Genomic DNA, 255 nt, shown 5'->3' on the forward strand with positions numbered 1-255 from the left:
AACCCCACACTACCATCGGCGATGCATCGTTTCACTTCTGAGTTCGGGATGGGATCAGGTGGTTCCAATGCTCTATGGTCGTCAAGAAATTCGGTAGCCAGCGCGTGCCTTGCGGTCACGTTCCAGCAAATGGGTATGCGATAGTTTGTGTGCTGCTTTTGAGCTCGCCGAACTTTCGGTTCATCTCGTCTTCACACACCGCAATCTGGCCTCTTTCGAGTCGACAGATTGCTTGGGTGTTATATGGTCAAGCCT

Annotated in this window: 1 rRNA gene; it reads right to left on the bottom strand. The window is 51.8% G+C overall.

Annotated elements, in window-relative coordinates:
• Positions 1–86: ribosomal RNA gene (rrf, locus tag RGM2987_RS00020) — 5S ribosomal RNA — on the bottom strand; the annotation flags it as partial.
• Positions 87–255: the final 169 nt, after the last annotated feature.

This window comes from Pseudomonas sp. RGM2987 (assembly GCF_022952855.1).
Lineage (GTDB): Bacteria > Pseudomonadota > Gammaproteobacteria > Pseudomonadales > Pseudomonadaceae > Aquipseudomonas.